Source organism: Aestuariibaculum sediminum, assembly GCF_014596945.1.
Taxonomy (GTDB): domain Bacteria; phylum Bacteroidota; class Bacteroidia; order Flavobacteriales; family Flavobacteriaceae; genus Aestuariibaculum; species Aestuariibaculum sediminum.
The window spans coordinates 38,737-58,727 of record NZ_JACVXB010000004.1 but is presented as its reverse complement, the minus strand read 5'-3'; the positions used below and the strand labels follow the sequence as shown (position 1 = coordinate 58,727).

The 19,991-nt window shown below is 35.5% G+C and carries 12 protein-coding genes; 1 reads left to right on the top strand and 11 read right to left on the bottom strand.

What is annotated here, in order from left to right:
- Positions 1-7 precede the first annotated feature (7 nt).
- From ICJ83_RS10420 to ICJ83_RS10375, 11 genes are all read right to left on the bottom strand, one after another.
- Positions 8-1,555, bottom strand: coding sequence for a carboxylesterase/lipase family protein (locus tag ICJ83_RS10420; protein ID WP_188230337.1), 1,548 nt, complete (start codon positions 1,553-1,555; stop codon positions 8-10).
- A gap of 17 nt (positions 1,556-1,572) precedes the next feature.
- Positions 1,573-2,436, bottom strand: a complete 864-nt coding sequence (locus tag ICJ83_RS10415) for an alpha/beta hydrolase (protein ID WP_188230336.1) — start codon at positions 2,434-2,436, stop codon at positions 1,573-1,575.
- A gap of 11 nt (positions 2,437-2,447) precedes the next feature.
- Positions 2,448-3,416, bottom strand: coding sequence for an alpha/beta fold hydrolase (locus tag ICJ83_RS10410; protein ID WP_188230335.1), 969 nt, complete (start codon positions 3,414-3,416; stop codon positions 2,448-2,450).
- A gap of 42 nt (positions 3,417-3,458) precedes the next feature.
- Entirely contained in the window at positions 3,459-4,457 is a 999-nt protein-coding gene (locus tag ICJ83_RS10405; protein ID WP_188230334.1) for a glycoside hydrolase family 43 protein, read from the bottom strand.
- 57 nt (positions 4,458-4,514) lie between these two features.
- Entirely contained in the window at positions 4,515-6,137 is a 1,623-nt protein-coding gene (locus ICJ83_RS10400) for a family 43 glycosylhydrolase (protein WP_188230333.1), read from the bottom strand.
- A gap of 365 nt (positions 6,138-6,502) precedes the next feature.
- Positions 6,503-7,750: a DUF2264 domain-containing protein gene (locus ICJ83_RS10395; protein ID WP_188230332.1), complete on the bottom strand. Its 1,248-nt coding sequence runs from the start codon at positions 7,748-7,750 to the stop codon at positions 6,503-6,505.
- A gap of 54 nt (positions 7,751-7,804) precedes the next feature.
- Positions 7,805-8,356, bottom strand: coding sequence for a family 43 glycosylhydrolase (locus ICJ83_RS10390; RefSeq protein WP_188230331.1), 552 nt, complete (start codon positions 8,354-8,356; stop codon positions 7,805-7,807).
- Between the two features lie 130 nt (positions 8,357-8,486).
- Positions 8,487-10,478 carry a RagB/SusD family nutrient uptake outer membrane protein gene (locus ICJ83_RS10385; protein WP_188230330.1) on the bottom strand — a complete coding sequence of 664 codons (1,992 nt, stop codon included), beginning with the start codon at positions 10,476-10,478 and terminating at the stop codon, positions 8,487-8,489.
- A gap of 11 nt (positions 10,479-10,489) precedes the next feature.
- Positions 10,490-10,873, bottom strand: a complete 384-nt coding sequence (locus tag ICJ83_RS16965; RefSeq protein ID WP_223154726.1) for a hypothetical protein — start codon at positions 10,871-10,873, stop codon at positions 10,490-10,492.
- Between the two features lie 68 nt (positions 10,874-10,941).
- On the bottom strand, positions 10,942-13,797 hold the full coding sequence (locus ICJ83_RS10380) for a SusC/RagA family TonB-linked outer membrane protein (RefSeq protein ID WP_223154723.1): 2,856 nt from the start codon (positions 13,795-13,797) through the stop codon (positions 10,942-10,944).
- A gap of 167 nt (positions 13,798-13,964) precedes the next feature.
- Positions 13,965-15,146, bottom strand: a complete 1,182-nt coding sequence (locus ICJ83_RS10375) for a glycoside hydrolase family 88 protein (protein WP_188230329.1) — start codon at positions 15,144-15,146, stop codon at positions 13,965-13,967.
- Between the two features lie 592 nt (positions 15,147-15,738).
- On the opposite strand from ICJ83_RS10375, the gene ICJ83_RS10370 reads away from it, so the two are divergent.
- On the top strand, positions 15,739-19,854 hold the full coding sequence (locus ICJ83_RS10370) for a two-component regulator propeller domain-containing protein (protein ID WP_188230328.1): 4,116 nt from the start codon (positions 15,739-15,741) through the stop codon (positions 19,852-19,854).
- Positions 19,855-19,991: the final 137 nt, after the last annotated feature.

The following is a 19,991-nucleotide window of genomic DNA, read 5'->3' as shown; positions in this document are numbered from 1 at the left end:
CATTTAATTAATTCATCTTTTGTCCCTCTGATATCATACGCCATTTGAAATAACTGTTTAACACTTTTATCGCCTTTTCGTCTGGCACAGCACCCATATTAGGGTCTGAATCCAGATACATCACTTTTGGATTTGAATTGGTGTATGGCAACCACTGAGGCAAACCTTCTCCATTGGGATTGCCATACTTGCTAAAATTGGTCCAATAGCGGATCATCTTTTCTGATAGTGAACTATCCAGGTGGGTAAAATCATTTAGTTCTTTTATCTTATTCAATGTGCCGAAAACATAGGCAACTTCCTGACCATGTGGTGATCCATAACCATATTTTGGAGAATCTTCAGGGTAATCAGGATGCTGGTCGAAATAATAATAGTAGACAGGCGACTTGCCAGTTTGAGACTGCAGCTCTGCCCAAACCCAGGTTTGCCAACCAAAGGCTGCATCGCGATTCAAATCCCGGGCAGTCCTTGTAATTTTATTCACTCCAATGGGGTATACCCCTAATAAGGTATCGGCAAATTGTCCATAACGTCGATGAACCCTATTGACAAAATCTTCTGGAGTTGGACTCCAAGTAAAACTGGCGCCTTCATCCGAATTGTATCCGATGATCACAGGCACATCGTTGTATTGACCTTTTTCATATAGTGTATGCTGAATGTCTGGAATGACATAGCCATCCACAATAGGCCAGCCTCTACCAACAGGTAAACTATCAACAGGCATTTGACGCAGCGCAGCTATAGTATGCCGCCCAGATCGCTCTGCATAGGTGATTCCGTCTGAATGAGCCATTGCAAGCGTTTTCATGTTTTCTCCTGGATAGGTCGTAGCTCGAGTCGGGCCAAAAGAGCCTCCACTCTGCGAAATAGCTCCATGAAACAATCCCTTTGCCAAAGGAGATGCACAAAGCATGCTTACAGAAATACCGCCTGCAGATTCACCAAAAATGGTAACCTTATTAGGATCACCACCAAACGCCTCAATATTTTTTTGCACCCATTGGAGCCCTGCTATTTGATCTAGTAGCCCATAGTTTCCGGACACGCTATTTTCTGATTCAGCACTCAGTTCAGGATGTGCCAAAAAGCCGAGAATGCCTACTCGATATGCAATGGCTACCACTACAACGCCCTCTTTAGTTAGTTCAACACCACTGCAAACAGGATCAGCTGTAGTCCCTGCACCAAAACCTCCTCCATAAATCCAAACCATTACGGGCAATTTATCCTGATCAGACTTGGCACGAGTCCATACATTTAAATATAAACAGTCCTCGCTTTTACCAGCAGGAGGATTTCCTCTTTGAAATGGTGACGGAGCAAATTGAGTCGCATCACGCACGCCTTTCCATTTTTCAGGGGCTTGAGGAACCTTCCAACGCAAATTCCCTAAGGGCGGTTGAGCGAAAGGAATTCCTTTAAAAACTCTCAAATCACCTTCTACTTCTCCTTTTAATACGCCTTGATCCACTTCTACAAGTGAAGGATCTTCAGAGCTACAGGAGAAGAAGCTCAGTATAAAAAATAATAATAGTACTTCGGCCTTCATAATTCTTGGTTGAGTTATTAAAAATTCTTAGTTCTCATAAACCAATTTGGAAAATCGGATAGGTCTGGTTCTAAAAACACGGCGGACTTGTCCTTTTGCCCTTTTAGTTGCCAGTCGAGCCAGTTGAGGGCCATTCTGGCAAAGGCTCCTCCATATTTTTCGTTGAAGGTACCACCATGGTTACCATCTAGCATATTGGCAAAAGCCACAGGTACATGATTGATTCGCTGATAGTCCAACTTGGCATTGTTAGTAGCAATATCCTCTTCTCCTCCTACGATATACACCACACTACCATGTGTATCAGCCAGGGATTTGGTACTGGCTCCAGCCATTATCATATCGCCCATACCTGAGTTGAACATCATGTAGGTTTGAATTCGAGGGTCTTTGGCCACCGCCATTACCTGTGCCCCACCACAGGACTGGCCTCCTGCTGCTATTTTGCTCAAGTCTAAACTCTGGCAATAATCACTCCCTGGATTCGCATTTTGAGCAACCAACCAATCCATGGCCCCTATAAGCATATGGGCTTCTGTGCTTTCCCAGTTCTCATCATTGGCTAGTTTCAAGGCACCAATGGCTACCACGATATATCCATGTGAAGCTATTTCAGACAATACCCTTTCATGCGTGATGGATGTATTCGCACAGGCACCATTGGCAAACACCATCAATGGCAATAGCCCCTCTTTCTTGACTGCTTTTTTTAGTTTTTCGGGTCTATAGACTACAAAATCTGGCAAGGTCTCTTCTCTCACGGCTATGGCTTTATAAGGACCACTTCCCCCAAGGTCTATTACTTTTCTTTTAATTTCTTGACCAAAAATTGAATTAGAAATGACAAATAGAAACACTATCGATGTTATACTTTTTTTCATGTAGCAGGTTTTTAATTGGTATAAGATGACAAAAATTCATTTATAATCTCTACGGTTCGATCCAAAGCATCATGATGCAAATTATGACCTGCTCCATCAATATGAAAAAGTGAAACACGGTTCAATCCCTGAACAGCTTTCTTATTGGCTTTACGTCCTTCAGAAGATGTGTCAGCTTTTAGTACAAGTGCAGGAACTTGTATTTTTGAAAGCGCATCACCAATTTGCATCGTTCCACTCATAACGCTCCATGCATCTGTTGAATATGCCCCATGATATTGTTTTTTAGATAAAGCCCAATACTTCACATCCATGATGTGCCATTTTGGGTTTTCTCTTTTCCCCTTTTCTACCAAATCCTCAAAGGTATAATTGTTTTGCCTTACAAGGATTTCGGGTTCACCAAACATACTAAAAGACAAGAGTTTAACTGATTTATCTTCGGTCTGCTTTAAGGGCTTCGAGCGAGATTCACTTTTTCTTCTTGTACCTGGATGAGCAAGAAATGGGTCTAACATAATTATTTGTTTAGCAAGATTAGGGTATTCGGCCCCTAAACGCATCACAGTTGCCGCTCCCATAGAATGCCCTATAAGGATAGGATTATCTATTTCCATGGCCTTTACAAAACCAACCACATCTTTTATTAGTGTATTGGCATCATCGTTACAGGTAAATGGATCTGATAATCCATGACCACGTGTATCTAACATATATATATTGTAATCCGCTTGCATCTTTAATGCAAGTGTCGCCCAACAAAGTCCATTATCAGTAACTCCATGAACCATAACCATTACTGGTTTATCTTTAGCAGGCACAGCCTGGTAATAATGTAAACGAACGCCATTGGCATATACATATCCATCTGACCAACCAATCGGAATTTCTAAAAGCTCTGCTGCAAATCCATTTAAAGGACTTACTAGCATTATAGCTAGAAAGATTAATAATTGACCTACTATACTCTCTTTTTTCATTTTATATTTTATCATAAGATTACATTTTATGGTGTTATATATTTATCGTGGCTGATACAGCCCTTTAATTACAATCTTGTCACCAGAGTCATCCACTTCGAATAAATGCGGAATTCGAATGTAGCGTCCATTTACACTTTTATGGCTATGGGCAGACATTAACAAATTCCCATCAAAAGAGCGAAATAGCATACCATGACCAAAATTTGGTGGTGTTATGGGATTCTTTTCCTGTATCCAAGGCCCATCCAAAGTGCCACTTTCTGAATAAGCTACCCCTTGAACATAATCGCTAAATACCCAACTTGTCCAAATCATCCCTAATTTACCAGTTTGTGTATTAAACAGATAAGGACCATCTGTTACTTTGTTGGGGACAATACGACCGAATTGATCCTGCTCCTTACTCCATGGTGAATCGTGTGCAAAAAACATAACTTTTCTTTTACCTTCAGTACCACTCAAATCTGGTTTTAATTCTATTTTTTCCATGGTACCGTTCCAATTCATTAACCATTCTTCACAATAAACCATGTAAGGCTTACCGTCGGTATCTATCCAAAACGTTCCATCTAAAGTAGCTAAGTCTGGAGGTAAATACATTTCATCTTCCATAGGAACGTAAGGCCCATCTGGGCTTTCACTAACTAAAACATGGCTTGCTCGACGGTTAATCACATTTCCTTTAATGGTGTCAATAACTACTTCTCTATTAGTAAATGTTGCAAAGTAGTAATACCTATCCTTATATTGGTGAAGTTCGGCAGCCCATATCATAGGTCGCGATCCCATCCAAGATTCAGTATCTGTCTTAGCAACAACAAACGGGCCTGTCCATTTTGCCAGGTCTTTACTCTTCCAGAGCAATCCTCCTGTTCCGGTCATGTAATACGTTGATGTTTTTTTGTCGGCAAGTATTGCTGGATCGCTTAAGCGTATAGAATCTAAGGGAATGTTCTCTTTAAATTCTGGTTTCCAACCCTGTGACCAAATAGAAGAACAAAACATGACAAAAGAAAGTATACTAACACATTGTTTCATTTTATTAAACATATAATAAACGTTTCATTATCCTTTACATTGTAATAACCAAATTGCTTACTTTGACTTAACAAAAGAAACATCATCAACTAAGCAATATGCACCGGCCTTTCCATCAGCAAGAAACCCCAATTCCACTTCATTGTTTTTTACCTCTATATTTGCTATGCTTATAGTTGTCCACGTTTCATTTTTGTCTGTTACAACTACTTCAAAATGTGTAGCTCCTGATTTTGCATACATTTTAAGAGTATTAAAGTTATCGCTGTTTTTAATTTTCGCTCTTAATATATAGGTGTCATTCTCAAAGGTCACATAAGGGGAAGAGGTTATTTTTTGATGTACTTTTCTGATAAAATTGACGCTATCACTCATATTAAGGCTCCTTTCTCCAATAACCACCTTACGCTCTTCTTCTGTATTTGCATGGTTCAATATTGGTGAAAGTGAGTCTAAAGAAATTTCTGTTCCGTTAATTACAGTAGTTTCCCAGCCCAAAAGTTTAGTTTGTACAGGCTTATTGTGGCTAGGTATTTGCTTTCTGTCTGCTTCAAATGAAGGATTCTTTATCCAGTTATTATCAGGAGCCACATCCCATTGGCCTGTTTTTTCATTAAGGTTCCAAGAGTTAAGTGAATTAAAGTATGGTACAAAACCATCGAAGGATAATGGGCACCACTGGTTATATCCCAAACCATTACCAGCAAAATCGGCCCAGCGATCGCCACAGAAGATAACAGTTTCTTGTTTACTTCCACGGACAGTAACAAAAAATCCAGTTTGGGAAATATGTGCATAATCATCTTCTGCTCCTGGAAATAACTGCATGTGGTTTTCAGGCAGATAAGGCCCAAAAATATCATCTGAAACAAGATAATATGCATTAGAGCCATCCCAACCGTACAATTGCGATGCTGCTAAATAGTATTTACCTTTATATTTGAACATACAGTTGCCTTCACGTCCTGCTCCTTTAAATACTTGTTTATAATTCAATAAAGTAATGGTATCATTTTTTAAACCTATTTCGGAAATATAAATTTTATGACGGCCTTTTCCATAACTGTAAACCAAATAAGATTTACCTGTGTCTTCGTCTGTAAATACGGTTTGGTCACCTGTATTTGTTGTTCCAATCCAGTCTTCCATACTTTTAACATGGCTTTTGCTGAACGGCCCTAATGGCGAATCGGCCGTGGCGAAAAGTACCTTAGCACCATATTGAATAATCAAAACGTATTGCGCTGCTTCTTTCACATAAGCAACCCCCATACGACCAAGCCATCCCCATCTACGACCGCCTGAATCTTTAAAAACCTCGTCTGGTGTTAAAATGTTGCCTTCAAACTCCCAATTGACTAAATCGTTTGATGAGTAACAACTTACCCCCTCAAAGTTATTTCTAGCTTGGGTTATTGAAGGGTCTTCCCTATATAATTCTGCTTGCTTATAATGCACTCCATACCAAAAGTATTTTTTTATACCTGTTTTGGGATCCGGAAATTTGAATATACCCCCTCCCTGACTATATATGGGTTTTCCATTTTTGGTATCCCAAAACCTATCATTCTTAATGTTGTTGTTTTGGGCTTGGAGCAAGGTTACAGCACAAATTACAAAAAGTATCAACTTACCTTTAACAGTTGTTCTTTTCCTTGATTGTAATGTTTTAAGATTCATCTTATTTCTATATTTAAAAACCTGTGATTTATTTTAATCTCTACTCTTAACCATGTGCCAAAGTCTCCAAAACTGGATATTAATCCAAGCGGGAAACTTTTGTGTATAACCTTATTTTTATAAGTTACCGAATAATAAGGTACACCATCATCAAGCAAAAAAAAAGCTTAAGTCTCTCATCTGGACTCGTTACCGTTTGTGAATTTAATCCAGAAGTATATACTGCTCAAACTAATGTGAATATGTAACTTTTTCTGCCTAAAGTCATTTGTAATAATAGTTAAACTTTTCTTAGAGTGTCAATTATGTAAAATTTATCGTAACCTAATGTTGCACAACAATTTCTATAACTGAACTAATCTTAATTAATTTCTAATCGCATGATCAATTTTAATATCCTGTCCTGACCATATTTTCTTTTGTGTCCAAGGTTCATAAGGGTCACTCCAAAACGGGTCTTCCTTAGACAATCCTAAAACCAAAAAGGCTTCAGTGCACAAATACAAACTCCCCGTTGAGATATATCCTTCTCCTATATCTGGTTGATGACCATACAAACCTATTTGTAACCATCCGTTTTCATCGAAGGTCCCTTCTACATTAATCTGATTATAAATCATAGCATATAAAGCAGACCTTACTTGCGCTGGTTTTACATCCTCGGGTAGTTCTTTCCAAAGGGCTATTTGAGATAATGCCTGGAAAGCTCCAAACCGATATGCTAACGACCGTCCTATTGGCGGGTAAGTACCGTCTGGTGAAATTAATCGTTCCTGAATAGCGGCATAACGTTTTGCTCTTTTTAAAGCTATAGAATAGTCCCTCTTTATCCTCTCATCTTTTTCGACAAGTACCTTTAATATATCTAATATCATGGGTTGAATGACAAAGCTATTGTAGTAATCCCAATGAAAATCTGGCCCATCGCCATACATTCCGTCTCCCAAATACCATTCTTTATGTTTATTTAAGGGATAATCTAAGCGCATGTAATCTGGCCCTGCATCGAACTTTACTAATGCAGCTTCAACCATACCAGAAAACAGTAACCAATTGCTATAATACGGTTTTATAACTCTACTAGACTTTAAGGCATTAATAACATTGGCTTTTGTCGTTTCATCCAAAGGTTCCCATAATTGTTTAGGTGCTCTAATTAATCCTTGTGCTAAAAAAGCAGCATCAACTAGGGGCTGACCATCTTTGGTAAAGTTCATAAAATCTGGTGACTGGGGATTGGTTGCATTATGAATACACTTTCGAGCTAATTCTATGTATCTTGCCCTTAATTTACCTTCTGCAGTGTCGTCTGGACCTAATTCCAACCAAGGTGCCATTCCTGACAACAACCTACCAAAGGCTTCCAAATAAGTTACATGGGTTCGGTCGTCCCAAGCTCCTGGAGACCTTTCCACAGGCATCGTTTTTTTTAATTCATTTTTGCTTAATGCACTTAGAACGGGATCCCCTATTTTTATTAAAGAACTAACAAAGAAATCTCTTATCTCTTGCGGTATAGCTTCTTGTAATTTATTGTTTTGAGCATAAAAATTTAAACTATTCAAAAATAGAACCGTAATAATTAATAGCTTTCGTAATTCTTTATGTTTCATATGTATTTAAAAAATGATATTTTTTTTTTAAGATCTTTAGGTTTGACTGTAATTCTAATTAATTCTCGAAACCTTTGGCACCAAAGGCTTTATACTACCATCTGTATTAAGTTTTAATTTATCGATACAAAATTCTCTGTTATAAACTGCCGTAGGCTCCAATTCACTTCTATTTGAAGGTATAAAACGATGATACACCATATTACTTGTATCTGAGTCAGTTGTTTGAATTACACTATTATGCCCTGTTCCATAATTGCCGTGTTCTGGTATTTTCTCTAAAATTAAATTCTTTTCAGAAATATTTAGAGGCCTAAAAGGCGACATAGTATTTGTGTAACGAACACGATAATCTGGATTACCCATATCGTTTTCTAACAATAAAAAATAACACAGTTCATTGTGGTAAAACACTTCGGCTCCTTGTCTAAAAGAGGTTTGGTTTTTCATTATTTTCTTGATTATATCTATAAGAATGATATCGCCATCGATGCCGGCACTATCTTTGGAGCTAAAAAATAATGGTTTTGGTGCGTTGGCTAATCCTCTAAAATCGGCATTTGCATGCTCGTAGAATATTTTATCTAGACCTTCCTGTTCTTTCATAAACTAATAAATCATGCATTATTTAGTATTAGCCCCATATATTGTGAGTCATCATCCTCTTTATAAAAAGAGAAGAAGACATGTCATCTTCTTCTCTAAAAACAATTTAAACTAAAACAAACTATTTAAACTAATCTATATTGTCTTCGTCTGCTACAGCATCTTGCCAGTTGTCCCACATTTTTATGCTTGGATCGTAACCGTCATACCCATAATTCTGACTCAATTGTCCTTTGGTATTTGCGGTAATGGCACTATTTGGAACTGGCCAATATACATTACGCTTATCCATAGTATAATATTTGGTTCCATTAGGAATTACAATACCTTCTGGATGCTTGTTATAAAGCGTATAATGTACGATACGCTGATACCAATAACTACCACCAACATTGTCGGTTCCCGACTGTTTATCCCAAGTATTAACATCATAAGTATTCCCCCATTCATCAGGCATACCACTTATTGCTAAACAATGAGAAATACGCGTTAGTTCGACGTTTCTCCATTCTTCTAAATAAAGTTCTCTCCCTCTTTCTGCACAAATATCTCCAATAGTTACTGCACTATACATTTGCGAAGCACCTGCGCGTACTCTAATTGTGTTAACATCTTGGGTCGCACCAGGTATATTCCCTTGGTAAAAACGTGCTTCTGCTCGCAATAAATAAGTTTCTGCCAAACGATAGAGATACCAGTGTGCCTTACTACCAGTTGTTGCCCCTCTAAAATCACTAGAAGCTTGGTTGTTTTCACTTTCCACATCATGCAGATACAATTTATACAAAGGAAAATCAAACCAATCACGTATAGAGTCTTTAACGATTAGTCCGCCATTGTCATCATACATTCTAAAGTTTTTACCATAGTCTACAGAACTTGGGTCGCTATATTTAAGGTCTTCCATATTAACCCAGTTACCAACTTCGTTATTATGCCTTAAATCTTGAGTATCTTCTATTCCATTTACAACCCACATTGGTTTTTGCGAATAATACGATGCACTTACGGTAGCAATACCACGACCAAATGCTCTTGCGTAATCGAAGTTTGGGTCGTAATTAGAACTATTTAAGCCAAATCGATTAGCACCTCGTTTTCCATCAGTAGGTGTTATAATATTTCCAGAATTCCAAAATGGTCCAAAAATACGCATAGACATGAAGTATAAAAACGATTGCGCACCATCGTTAGGCATAATCATTAATGCTTCAGTGTTTTCCGAAAGCACCTTATTTTCTGGTCTATGTAAATCCCAAATTACATTTCTTGTAATTTCCCATGTCTGTGGGTTTCCACCTTCATCAAACTGTCCAAATGGGTTTCGCATTAAGGAATACCCCGATTGATCTATTAATATATTCGCTTGGTCCTCTGCTTCTCTAAACCGTCCTGAAGCTAAATAACATTTTATTAATAGTTGTCTACAAGCAGCTTTATTTACTAATCCTTTAAATTCTAACTGTCCTTGTTCAGGAACCCATTCTACAGCTTTTTCCATATCTGCAGTTATCATTTCAATAATTGCCGATTTCTTAGTAGAATAATAATTTTGCTTTGGTACTTCTAGAATTTTCGTAATTAAAGGTACATCTCCAAATTGATATACCAAGTTAAGATATCTGTAAGCTCTATGAAATAATGCTTGCCCCTTATACTTGTTTTTAACATCTTCTGATAGCCCTTTTACATCATCTATATACGACAATACTGTATTAGCATATTTAATACCATTATAACCTTCTTCCCAATAATATCCAAGATAGATATTATCGCTCGGGTTTACCTGAAAAGTTCCCGTTGGAATAATGGTGTTGGCATAATCTGCAATGGTGTTACTTGCATCTGATTTACCATATTTTGCCATATCTGAAAATACATATTCTGTACTAATAGGCACATTGTTGTATGCACCACTGTAGTGAATCCAAAATCCTCGTAAAGCTCGATCTGCAATAGCTATAGTTGCTTTTAATCCTGATTCGGTAGAAAACGTAGTTTCTGGTTCGTAAAAAGAAAGAGGGTCTGGTTCCAGAAAATCTTCCGAACAAGAAATAAACAAAGCAGGCCCAATAAAAAAAGGTGCTAGTTTCGTTATTTTATTTTTTAAATATCTTTTCATCGTTTTGTTTTTTAAAGAGTTAAATTAAATCCAAAGTTAAATGTACGGGTCGCAAGGCCTCCTGTTTCTGGATCACCAAAATATTCCCAATCTGCAGCCCATGTTGCCACATTACGAACAGACATAATAAACTTGAAATTCTTAACATTCATACGTTCTAAAATATTCTGCGGAAGAGAATATGATAAAGCTATATTGTCTAAACGAATAAAATTACGGTTATACAACTTTGCTGCTCTAGCACCAGCTGGTGCTATAGCATCGAGGCGTGCCCAATCGTTAGTTGGGTTATCAATAGTCCAATATGGGTTTTTAAAAGGATTGTAATTATAGGTATATAAACTTCCATCGTTGTAATTATTCAAGTAGTTCCCATTAAGAGATTTATGCCCCATATACGAGTACATATTTATGGAGAAATCCCAATTTTTAAAAAAAGTAAACTCATTACGGAGAGACCAATTTAAAGGTGGTGCGGTTTCCCTAAAAACACTTTATCATTATCGTTATAAACTGGCGTACCATCAGCTGCATCGTCTGCTGTGTAATGGTTTGCAACTTTAGGATCTCCTGGTCGTTGTCCATAACGCTCTGCTTCTTGCCATTCATCTTTTTGCCAAATTCCTATAACTTCATAATCCCAAATTTCAGAAATTGCCTTACCTATAAACCAACCATTACTTATATCGTCTGCCTCCCGCTGTCCAATAACATTACCTTCACTATCTAGGATATTTTCCTGGTTTCCGTATAAAGCATTTATAGTATTCTTGTTGTATGATAACGCGAAATTAGTACGCCATTCAAAATTTGGATTTTGAATATTAACGGTATTTATACCAATTTCAAAACCTTTATTTTGTACTTCTCCTAAGTTAGTTGTTATCGAACCGAAACCAGAAAAACTTGGTAAACGCTGTGCCATAATCATATCGTTAGTAACCATATTATAAGCATCGATAGAACCTGATATGCGATTATTTAAGAATCCAAAATCGAAACCAATATTTGTAGATGTTGTCTTCTCCCATTGTAAGTTAGGATTCGCCATACGATCTATTGCCAAATACTTAACATCTACAATTTCTCCTGAAGAATCAACATATCCCATAGTTGCACCTGTACCAGAACCTAAATTTGCTAAAGAGACATAAGGATCTGCTAAGGAGCGATTACCATTTTTCCCCCAAGACAATCGTAATTTAGCAGTATTCATAGCATCCCAATTAAACCAGTTTTCATTGGACAAATTCCAACCTAAGGCTATAGAAGGGAATGTTGCATATGGATTTGACGCTCCAAATGCGGAATACCCATCGCGACGTATAGTTCCTGTTAACATATACCTATGGTCGTAAGAATAAAATAGTCTTGCCATTAATCCATCTGCTGTTTGGTGTGTATCCGTGGTTGAAAAACCACTATTATCAAGCGTAGCATTAGACGTATTATGAAAACCTAAGGCATCTGATGGTAAAATATTACGAGCATCAATATCATCAGACCAATAACGACGCTCTTCAGCTTCTTGTACTAAGGTTACAATAAAATGGTGTTTGTCATTAAATGTATGGTCCCATGTTAAATTATTATTTAAGTTCCAATCAAAACTTTTAGCATGCCCTCTATCTACACCAACATTAGCGGGATCCCAGCCCTCGTGTGCTGAAGATTGAAAAAATCGGTCGTAAAAAAATTGATATCGTGGCGAAACGTTAAACGAATAGGTGATACCAAAAGGTAGTTTAACTTTTGCATTGAAAATAGTATTCAGTACGGTAAAACCTTTCTCTAAATCCATGAATTGACGGTCATAGTAATAATTATAACCACCAATATTTAGTCCCATTGGTAAACGCTCATAATTACCGTCTTGGTCTCTAAAATTGGAATACGGACTGTTTCTTAACATATTTGCATCCCAATAGTTAGTTCCTGTACCCACCCGAATATCTCCATCGGTTCGGTCTTGAAAATTAACGTTTGCTCCAACCTCAAGCCAATCGGTAACCTTACCATTGACTTTCATATTTGCACGAATAGCCGAATAATCATTTCCTTGCACAGCTCCTTCGGTACTCAAATAACCTAACGACATATAATAATTTACTTGTTCCCCGGCACCAGAAACACTAAGGTTATAATCTTTATTGATACCTGTTCTAAACGTACTGCCATTCCAGTCGTGCGATTTTCCTGCTATAAAATTATCTAATATAACATCTTCTAAACCTAAACGTCGACCCCAAACTTCTATTAAACTTCTGCCATCGGTTTCGGAGGTTGATTGATAAGCCAACCAATCATCCTGAGAAATACCGTATTGGTCCAACTCGAAAGGGCTAGAAAAATACCCTACTTGCCCAACTCGATCTGCTACCCAAGCCTCGTATTGACCCGTATTTTCATTAAAGCCATATGTTTTTGCTGTTTCCCAATCTTCACGATACTTAATATAACCTTCTTTATCATAAATATCACGATATGCACTTTTAACATTAATACCTGCGTTAAAATTAAAATTAATTGTAGGTTTACCTTGACGTCCTTTTTTGGTCGTAATAATAAGTACACCTGCTGCAGCTTTAGATCCATACACTGCTGTAGACGAAGCATCTTTTAAAACATCTATTTGTTCAATATCATCTGGGTTGATTTCTGAAAGTTCGCCATAAAATTGCATGCCATCTAAAATGATGAGTGGTGAATTATGTCCACCACCTGTATATACAGACGTTTGACCACGAATTTGTAAAGATCCGCCACCTTTAGCATCCGCTGAATAGCCCACTTTTAAACCTGGAACACCACGCAAAACATCTTGAACTGTTTGCGGATTTTCGTTTGCTATTTTATCGGGTTTAACTTGTACAACTGCTCCTGTTAAATCCTTCTTCTTGATTGAGCCATAGCCAATAACAATTACTTCATCAAGTACTGCAGTATCTTCCTCTAAGGTTATCGTAATTGAGGTTTCTCCGTTTAAAGCAATTTCTTGTGTTTTGAACCCTGTGTAGGAAACAACAATAGTCGCATTATCGCTAGACACATTTAGAGAAAAAGCACCGTCAAAATCAGTTTGTGTACCGTTTGTAGTTCCTTTTTCAATAATATTTGCCCCCAGTAAAGGTAATCCTTCTCCATCTGTTACTTTTCCAGATATTTCAACTTTTTGTTTTAAGTTGACTAATTCAGTGTCTTTGTTGTTTAAATTAGTGCTTTTTCCTTGAACTTGATAAGACGTAATACAAAATATCAACAACACAATTGTACTACACTTAAAATCAAAGTTACAACCTGTAAAAAGGTGTTTTTTCATTTTAATTGGTTTTGTCATAATTAATTTAGTTTTGTTTGGTTATTTAACATGCCTTTCCGTGGTTTGATATGGCCTGCTTAAATTTGTTTGTTTTTAATTTAATTCATGTCATAGATTTTTAATTTTTGTTTTCACATATTACTTGTTATTATTAATTAAATAGTATTTTAAATTCTATTGTATTTGTATCTAAGCATGGCCTCAATTAAATAGTAATCGCCATATGTTAAAGGCACATCTACTTCACTATTTGCAGGAATGTGTCCAACCCCATGTTTAAGTAAAAAACCACCATTTGTTCCTGATTTGGCTAAATACTCATCCGATGTTAAAGTGCTAATCATCGCGTTGGCCGCGGAGGCATAAGTATTAGACAAGTCTCCATCTACATACTGCCTTAGCTCTAATAAAGCCGATGCCATGATAGCTCCTGCAGAAGAATCACGTAATGCATGTGGAATATCTGGTGCATTAAAATCCCAATACGGAACCATATCATTTGGCATATTAGGGTGGTTTAAGATAAATTCCGCAATCGCTTTAGCTTGGTTTAAATATATCTCATCTTGAGTTTCTCGATACATTACAGTAAAACCATATAAGCCCCACGCCTGGCCTCTAGCCCAAGCCGACTCATCTGAAAACCCTTGTGCTGTGTGCTTTTTTATAATCGATCCATCGTTCTTATTGTAATTCACAACATGATACGAGCTGTAGTCGTCCCTAAAGTGGTTTTTAATGGTTGTATTGGCGTGTGTTACGGCTATATCATAATAAGTAGAATCGTTGCTGTGCTTAGAGGCCCAAAACAACAATTCCAGATTCATCATATTATCAATTATAACGAGGAAATCATCATTACGACTATCCCAAGACTTTATACAACCAACCGTTTCGTCAAATCGAGATGCTAGGGATTTAGCACTATTCATTAAAATAGTTTCGTATTCTAAAGAGGGATTTAAACGTTCAGCATTTCCAAAACTACAATACATCATGAAACCAAGATCGTGGGTTGTTGTATTAAATTGTTCTCGCTTTAAATCGTTTAAAACACGTATAATCTCCTTTTGAAATGCTGGATTTTTAGAATCTTCGTTTAGATAAATAAGAGATCCAGGATAAAACCCACTACACCACCAACCAGAACCACTAGTTTCTAATTTATCTTGATCCGAAAAATAGGTTCTAGGATATTGGCCCTTTGTCAAACTATTCATTAAATGCTGGTACTGTGTTGCTGCGATTTTTAGTGTATCATCTATTTTAGATTCTAGCGTGCTTGATTTTTCAGTGCATGAAAAAAATAAAAATACAGCTGCTACATAAAGGCTTAAAAATGTTTTCATTCTAATGGTTTACTGCTTTATTTCCTAATTAGAGTAAATATTTTTTAACTAAACCATACTTCAAGGATATACCAATAGGAAGTTATACAAATGACTATTATAATTGAAATGACACTTTAAAACTTAATCTTTGTTTTATCCATTTTAAATTTTAACCTTTAATTGATAGAAAACACCTGAATAACGGAAGTTACATTTTAAAGTTTAAGTACATCATTTTTTTGATAGTCTGGTTTAGTTAAAAAATATTTACACTACTTAGTTCTATAAAATTCAAAGTTTAATTTATGGTTTGTTTTTATAAATGTTAAAAAAACACTTATTAGTTTATCGAAAGTAATTTAAATGTAATTCAAAATAGAGGTAATATTGATTAAAAAAGGAGGGAAAATAGTTTCAACATATCCCAAACCAGGTATCGAAGACACCTAACAAAAAACCTCAACCACTTTAAATACAGCAACATATAGTGATTTATATATTACCTTAAGTATTCTCCATTCTGGTATGGTAAAAATTATTTTTTTGATAATTAAAAACAATTAATTGTTATTATTTTATTAATTTTCACACATCAAACCCTACGAATTTTATGACCATAAAAAAGAGTACATTTATAATATTGTTTATACTCTTCTCCTTATTTTGCTATGCCCAAGATTCTTATTTGATTGATAGTAAACAAGATTTAAAATTCGAGTATTTTAATGTTCAATCGGGCCTGTCTAATAATGCAATTACAGATTTAGCAAAAGATTCTCTTGGTTACATTTGGGTGTCTACTTTTGACGGACTTAATCGCTATAATGGAAATGAGTTTTTTAGTTTTAAAAAAGAATCAGACACTTTAAATACAATAAACTACAACTTTATTCATGAAATTAAAGTTAACTCAAAAAACGAACTCCTAATAGCAACTGGTGAAGGGCTTAATATTTACAATTCGAAAACAGAACAATTTTCAATTTTCGATGAAACTAATGGACCGTTTACAGAAAGCTTAAGCAGTCTAGAAGTAGGAAAACAAAATGAAATTATCATTAGTATCTACGGGAAAGGTTTAGAGTTTTTTAACCCCATTGAACCTGAAAAAAGCTTCCTTTTAGAACATAACCCAAACTCAGAAAAAAGTTTATCCTCCAACCAAATCTCTAGCATACTTTTAGATGACAACACTATTTGGGTAGGTACCTTCTTTGACGGACTCAACAAAATCGACTACCAAACAAAAACAGTAGAACGTGTTTTTATAGGTGATGAAACTGACAAAAGTTTAAATAAAATTAATTGCTTAGTAAAAGACGAAAAAGATAATTTATGGATAGGAACTAGAAACGGAATCGTTATTCTTACCAAAGATAGTAAACTTATATACCTTACCGCTGGAAAGAGAAAACAAGGCTTAAGCGACAAAGAGGTTCTTGCCATAGAGCCAGATGGGACAGGCAATATGTGGGTAGGTACGCAAAATGGCGGATTAAACATTATCAATCTAGACGCTTATTTAAAGCATCAAAATTTTATAAAATGGTACTTACCTAACGAAAATGGTAACGGTTTTCAAGGCCGGTGGATTTCTTCTATTTTAAGAGATAACGACAACAGCATGTGGGTAGGCACACATCACGGACTGTATTATATAAACCCAAAAGAATCTGCCATAACTCATATTGAAAAAAAAGCAACCAACGCTCCAATTTCAATAAATCACAACTACGTTAGAAGTATCTCTGAAAGTAAAAATGGCAATCTTTTAATTGGTACCGATGGTGGTGGATTAAATATTTACGACTCGAAAACTGGAAAATACAGCTATATTGAACATCATAACAATAAACCATCAAGCCTTTCTAATAATTATGTTTACGATGTATTGGAAGACAGTAAAAACCGCATTTGGGTTGCAACATACAGAGGTGGATTAAATAGAATGACTTCGGCTTCAGGTGATTTTAAAAAATATCTTCAAGGTTCTATAGACAACGGATATAAAGTAAATGTGATTTTTGAAGATAACCAAAACCAAATATGGGTGGGTACAAATCGTGGTGGTCTTTATAAATATAACGAAACCACAGACAATTTTATTTACATTAAATCTCTTGGGGCAATGGATATTCGCGATATATGCGAAGACGACCTTGGTAATTTATGGATGGCAACTTATGGTAATGGTGTTGTTAAATATATGCCGGACTCTGAAACCTATTTGCAGTTTAGCATGGCAAGAACAACAGGAATTGAAAGTAATATTATGTACGCTATTCAACCATTACCTAATAATTTATATTTAATAGGAACAGGTTATGGTGGACTTCTAAAACTTGACCCGATCCAAAACAAAGCTAAAGCTTTTACTACAAAACACGGATTAAGTAACAACACCGTAAATTGTATAGTGTACAATAATGAAAATGATATCTGGTTAGGTACTCTAAGAGGTTTAAGTCATTTTAACAACACAACCGAAACAATTACAAACCTTAATTATCTAGATGACATTCCCCTAACAAGTTTTAATGTTGGTGCTGCCTACTCTTCAACAGATGGGATACTCTATTTTGGAAGTGACAACGGGCTTTATAAAATTAATCCGACAAAAGTATTTGTTGCAAATCAAAATTACCAGTTAATTTTCGAAACCTTAAAAGTTTTTAATAATAAAGTAAAAGTATCTCCAAATAACCCCAAAAGCATACTTAACAAAGCCTTAACTTATGTAAACCACGTAAATCTAAATTATAACCAGACCTTAATTACTATTAATTTTAGTGTTTTAAAATACCCCAACGCCCAAAACATCGATTACTCTTATATTATAGAAGGCTACCAAGACCAATGGGTAAATATTAATCAAAGTAATGCCATAAATATAAGTAACCTACCTCCGGGAGATTATAATTTAATTGTAAAAGGAACTATAAATCCTCGAACTACCATTAGTAATAGCCTAAGAATAACAATTAGCCCACCATTTTGGAAAACACTACCGGCTTATTTATTATACACTTTGATACTTGCAACGTTCATCTGGCTTGGTTTAAGGTATTATAGTGAACGTATTAAATTAAAGAATTCCTTAATTTTCGAGAAAAAACAAAGACAACTAGAAAACGACCTTAATTTTGAACGGGCGAGATTTTTTACCAGTTTTTCACATGAATTAAAGACTCCTTTAAGTTTAATAATCGCGCCTATTGAAAATCTTATTGAAAAAATTGATAAGAAAAAACAAAAAGAACAATTACAATTAGTACTAAAAAATTCTAAATATCTCTTAAAAAACATACAGAAATTATTAGAATTTAGAAAAACAGAAATTGGATTAAATAAGCTTGCTATAGAAAAAGTAAACCTCTCTGAACACATTGACCAAATGATGCTTAGTTATAAAGCGCTTGCTAAATCTCGAGGCGTCCATTTAAAAATTCAAAATACAGAAAACGACATTTTCATATGGTGCGATATCGAAAAAATTGAAATTATATTACATAACCTCCTCTCTAATGCTTTTAAGTACACTGAAAAAGAAGATACGATATCAATAACTATCAAAAAGACTAATAATCAATTATACATTGCCGTTACAGACACAGGAAAAGGCATCTCAAAACAAGATCTACCACATATATTTGATTGGTATTTTCAGTCAAAATCATCAAAAGGAAAAACAGGTTCTGGTATTGGTTTAGCCTTATCAAAAATATTTGCGGAACTTCACTTAGGTACACTTTCCGTAGAAAGTGACAAAAATAAAGGCTCTAAATTTACGTTACAATTACCTACAGATGCTTTTAATAAGGCTACAAACCAAAACAATTCGAATTCACAAATAACATCTGAAAACACAATAGACCAAGAGCTATCTCCCAAAATTTGGGCATACCAAGCGAATACTGTAGAAACTAGTGAGCTAAAAACCAAAATTAATGAAGATAAAGGGCGTAAACTCATTCTTATAGTAGATGATAATGGCGACATATTATCGTTTTTATCCTCGTTATTAGAAGAAGACTACGATTTAATATTCGCAGAGAATGGAAGTGATGGAATTGCTAAGGCCATGAAATATGTTCCCGATTTAATACTAAGCGATGTTATGATGCCTCTCAAAGATGGTATCGATTTATGTAAAACAGTCAAAAAGGAACAAACCACTTCGCATATACCTATCATACTTCTTACTGCTGCTGCCAATCCCGAAAAAATAAACGAAGGTTACACAGAAGGCGCAGACGATTATGTTACGAAACCATTTCATCCTAAACTTTTAAAAACAAGAATTAAAAACCTAATTCAAACACGATTAGATCTTAAAGCTTATTTTAACAATAAAGAAAAAGAATCAACTCAATTTATTGAAACACATAAAACGTTGTTAGATAATGAAAAAGCATTTCTAAAACAATTTTACACGATTATAGAACAGCAAATTGCAGAACAAAATACTAACGTAGATATAATTTGCGAAAAACTAGGCATGAGTAAAACATCGCTGTACAGAAAAATAAAAGCCATAACCGGAAAAAATATTAACGAATTAACCCGTAAGGCAAGACTTGATAAAGCAGTTAAATTAATTAAATACGACAACCTAACGATTTCGGAAGCCTCATTCGAAGTCGGATTTAACAGCGTAAAATATTTCAGAAAATTATTTAAAGAGGAATATGGTAAGCTCCCTTCAGAATTAAAAAATGATCTTTAAGTGCAAAACTAGCTGAGATTCCCAACATATAAATCCGATAGAATAATAATTTTTTGCTTGACAAGCCGCTACTAAAAAATAATATATTCCAGTTAGAAACAAGGTGTTATATTTAAACAAATCCTTTGATTTTCGTT

Coding starts and splice junctions, on each gene's coding strand:
- ICJ83_RS10420 (WP_188230337.1), bottom strand. CDS start 1,555: ATGAAGGCCGAAGTACTATTATTATTTTTTATACTGAGCTTCTTCTCC.
- ICJ83_RS10415 (WP_188230336.1), bottom strand. CDS start 2,436: ATGAAAAAAAGTATAACATCGATAGTGTTTCTATTTGTCATTTCTAAT.
- ICJ83_RS10410 (WP_188230335.1), bottom strand. CDS start 3,416: ATGAAAAAAGAGAGTATAGTAGGTCAATTATTAATCTTTCTAGCTATA.
- ICJ83_RS10405 (WP_188230334.1), bottom strand. CDS start 4,457: ATGAAACAATGTGTTAGTATACTTTCTTTTGTCATGTTTTGTTCTTCT.
- ICJ83_RS10400 (WP_188230333.1), bottom strand. CDS start 6,137: ATGAATCTTAAAACATTACAATCAAGGAAAAGAACAACTGTTAAAGGT.
- ICJ83_RS10395 (WP_188230332.1), bottom strand. CDS start 7,750: ATGAAACATAAAGAATTACGAAAGCTATTAATTATTACGGTTCTATTT.
- ICJ83_RS10390 (WP_188230331.1), bottom strand. CDS start 8,356: ATGAAAGAACAGGAAGGTCTAGATAAAATATTCTACGAGCATGCAAAT.
- ICJ83_RS10385 (WP_188230330.1), bottom strand. CDS start 10,478: ATGAAAAGATATTTAAAAAATAAAATAACGAAACTAGCACCTTTTTTT.
- ICJ83_RS16965 (WP_223154726.1), bottom strand. CDS start 10,873: ATGGGGCATAAATCTCTTAATGGGAACTACTTGAATAATTACAACGAT.
- ICJ83_RS10380 (WP_223154723.1), bottom strand. CDS start 13,797: ATGAAAAAACACCTTTTTACAGGTTGTAACTTTGATTTTAAGTGTAGT.
- ICJ83_RS10375 (WP_188230329.1), bottom strand. CDS start 15,146: ATGAAAACATTTTTAAGCCTTTATGTAGCAGCTGTATTTTTATTTTTT.
- ICJ83_RS10370 (WP_188230328.1), top strand. CDS start 15,739: ATGACCATAAAAAAGAGTACATTTATAATATTGTTTATACTCTTCTCC.